Origin of the sequence: Methylobacterium sp. WL18 (genome assembly GCF_008040015.1) — a bacterium.
Lineage (GTDB): Bacteria > Pseudomonadota > Alphaproteobacteria > Rhizobiales > Beijerinckiaceae > Methylobacterium > Methylobacterium mesophilicum.
The window spans coordinates 1-3,201 of the sequence record NZ_VRVD01000542.1; the positions used below are offsets into that span (position 1 = coordinate 1).

General features: G+C 71.3%; 3 protein-coding genes and 1 pseudogene. 3 read left to right on the forward strand and 1 reads right to left on the reverse strand.

Features of this window, described 5'->3' with window-relative positions:
* The 3 genes from FV228_RS24650 to cysN form a co-directional block, all read left to right on the forward strand.
* On the forward strand, positions 1-408 hold a 408-nt coding region (locus tag FV228_RS24650; protein ID WP_147856964.1), incomplete at its 5' end, for a phosphoadenosine phosphosulfate reductase family protein.
* Entirely contained in the window at positions 405-1,355 is a 951-nt protein-coding gene (gene cysD / locus FV228_RS24655) for a sulfate adenylyltransferase subunit CysD (protein WP_147856965.1), read from the forward strand. The genes FV228_RS24650 and cysD, both read left to right, overlap by 4 nt.
* Positions 1,355-2,761, forward strand: coding sequence for a sulfate adenylyltransferase subunit CysN (gene cysN, locus FV228_RS24660; RefSeq protein WP_147856966.1), 1,407 nt, complete (start codon positions 1,355-1,357; stop codon positions 2,759-2,761). The genes cysD and cysN overlap by 1 nt, the downstream gene beginning before the upstream one ends.
* 121 nt (positions 2,762-2,882) lie before the next feature.
* On the opposite strand, the pseudogene FV228_RS24665 reads toward cysN, so the two are convergent.
* Positions 2,883-3,201, reverse strand: a pseudogene (locus FV228_RS24665) (LLM class flavin-dependent oxidoreductase); the annotation flags it as partial.

Sequence of the window (3,201 nt, forward strand, 5' to 3'; positions counted from 1 at the left end):
GCGCTGGACGGCGCGAGCGGCTGGCTCACCGGCCTGCGCGCCGGCCAGTCGGCCAACCGCGCCGAGACGCCGCTCGCCGAGTTCGATCCCGCCCGCGGCCTGATCAAGCTCAACCCCCTGGCCGACTGGTCCCGGGCGCAGGTCGACAGCTTCGTGCGCGAGAACTTCATTCCCTACAACGTCCTGCACGATCGCGGCTTCCCGTCGATCGGCTGCGCCCCCTGCACCCGCGCCGTGAAGCTCGGCGAGCCGGAGCGCGCCGGGCGCTGGTGGTGGGAGCAGGAAGAGAAGAAGGAGTGCGGCCTGCATGTCGGGCGGCCCTCCGCGTCGATCCAGCCGGGCCAGGAGCCCGCCATCTTCGAGAGCACCCCAGACGTGAAGACCCGCCAGCCGGAGTTCGCCCGATGAGCGCAGCCCTCGCCGCCGCGGTGCCGACGGGCGCCCCCGCCTCCGCCGACCGCCTCAGCCACCTGAAGCGGCTGGAGGCCGAGAGCATCCACATCTTCCGGGAGACGGTCGCCGAGGCCGAGAACCCGGTGATGCTCTACTCGATCGGCAAGGATTCCTCGGTGCTGCTGCACCTGGCCCTGAAGGCGTTCGCGCCCGGCACCCTGCCGTTCCCGCTGCTCCACGTCGACACGACGTGGAAGTTCCGCGAGATGATCGCCTTCCGCGACGCCCGGGTGAAGGAACTCGGCCTCGACCTCCTGGTCCACACCAACCCGGACGGGCTCGCCCGCGGCATCGGGCCGGTGAGCCACGGCTCCGAGGTCCACACCGACGTGATGAAGACCCAGGCGCTGCGCCAGGCCCTCGACAAGTACAAGTTCGACGCGGCCTTCGGCGGCGCCCGCCGCGACGAGGAGGCGAGCCGGGCCAAGGAGCGGATCATCTCCCTGCGCACCGCGCAGCACCGCTGGGATCCCAAGCGCCAGCGCGCGGAGCCCTGGCACCTCTACAACCTGAAGAAGAAGCGCGGCGAGTCCCTGCGGGTGTTCCCGCTGTCCAACTGGACCGAGCTCGATATCTGGCTCTACATCGAGCAGGAAAAAATCCCGATCGTGCCGCTCTACTTCGCGGCCGAGCGCCCGGTGGTGGAGCGCGACGGCCAGCTGATCATGGTGGACGACGACAGGCTGCCGCTGGAGCCCGGCGAGGTTCCGCAGCAGCGCCTGGTCCGCTTCCGGACCCTCGGCTGCTACCCGCTCACCGGCGCGGTGGAGAGCGACGCGGCCACGCTGCCCGAGATCGTCGGCGAGACGCTGGCGGCGCGCACCTCGGAGCGCCAGGGCCGGGTGATCGACAAGGACGGCGCGGGCGCCATGGAGCGCAAGAAGCAGGAGGGGTATTTCTGATGACGGTGCACCAGGCTCCCACCGCGTTCAGCGACCGTGCCGCCACCTATCAGGCGTTCCTGGCCGCCCACCAGAGCAAGGCCGTGCTGCGCTTCATCGCCTGCGGTTCGGTGGATGACGGCAAGTCGACCCTGATCGGCCGGCTGCTGCACGACACCAAGCAGATCTTCGACGACCAGATCTCGGCGCTCCAGCGCGATTCCCGCCGCCACGGCACGCAGGGGCAGGAGATGGACCTTGCGCTGCTCGTCGACGGCCTCCAGGCCGAGCGCGAGCAGGGCATCACCATCGACGTCGCCTACCGGTTCTTCTCCACCGACAAGCGCTCGTTCATCGTGGCCGACACCCCCGGCCACGAGCAGTACACCCGCAACATGGCCACCGGCGCCTCGACGGCGGACGTGGCGGTGATCCTGGTGGATGCCCGACAGGGCCTGATCCGCCAGACCCGGCGCCACGCCCTGCTGGTCTCGATGCTGGGCATCCGCCGGGTGGTGCTGGCGGTGAACAAGATGGACCTCGTCGGCTGGTCGCAGGACACGTTCGACGCGATCCGCTCGGGCTTCACCGCGTTCGCCCGCGAGCTGAACTTCGCCGAGGTCAAGGCGATCCCGCTCTCGGCCAAGAACGGCGACAACGTCGTGGAGCCCGGCATCGCCACCCCCTGGTACACGGGCGGCACGCTGCTCGACTATTTGGAGACCGTGCCGGTGCACGCGGAGGCGCTCAACGCTCCGTTCCGCATGGCGATCCAATGGGTCAACCGGCCGAATTCCGAGTTCCGCGGCTATAGCGGGCGGATCGCCAGCGGCCGGGTCCGCCCGGGCGACGCCGTCACCATCCAGCCCTCCGGCCGGACCTCGACGGTGGCGCGGATCTACACCGCCGACGGCGACCTGCCCGAGGCCGGCGAGGACGAATCGGTGACCCTGGTGCTGGCCGACCAGATCGACGCCTCCCGCGGGCAGGTGATCGCGGCGTCCGGCGCGCCCCTGCGGGTCGCCGAGAGCTTCGACGCCCGGTTGTTCTGGGCGGCCGAGACCGAGCTGGCGCCGGGGGCGAGCCTGCTCGCCAAGATCGGCACCGCCACGGTCAACGCCACCGTCGAGCGGATCGTCTCCCGGATCGATCCCGAGACCGGCAAGCCGGGCCCGGCCGAGCGCCTCACCGCCAACGACATTGCGGACGTGTCCCTGCGCCTCGACCGTCCGGTGGCGGTGGACGCCTACGCGGCCAACCGCGAGACCGGCAGCCTGATCCTGATCGACCGCGAGACCACCGACACGGCGGCGCTCGGGCTGGTCCTGGCGCCGAAGGGCGAAGCCGCCCCGGCGGCCTCCGCCGCACCGCCTGACGAGAAGGCCCCCGGCCTGCTCGGTCGCCTCGGCCGCCTGCTGGGGCGCTGACGCCAAGGTTCCGGATCCACAAGGTCCGGGACCTTGTGCGGGTCCAGGGCGGAGCCTTGGTTCATCGGGGCTCCGCCCCGATACTCCGCCAAAGGGCTGAGCCCTTTGGGATCCCTGACCGTCAGGCCGCCTCCGAGACCGCGCCGAGGCCCCAGGCTTGGGCCAGCCGGGTATAGGAGTCGTGCCGCGCCGCCTGGTCGGGGATCGCCGTGACGATCATCAGTTCGTCGGCCTGCGTCCCCGCCACGAGGTCCATGAGCCGCGCCCGCAGGGTCTCCGGCCCGCCCACGTGCAGCTTGTCGCGGCCGCGCTCGATCTGGGCCCGCTCCGCGTCGGAATACGGGTAGGCGAGCGCTTCCTCCAAGCTCGGCAGCGGGCGGTACTCGCCGCGCTCCCGTCGCAGGGTCGCGAGGCGGGCGCTCGCGGCCTGACGCTCGGCC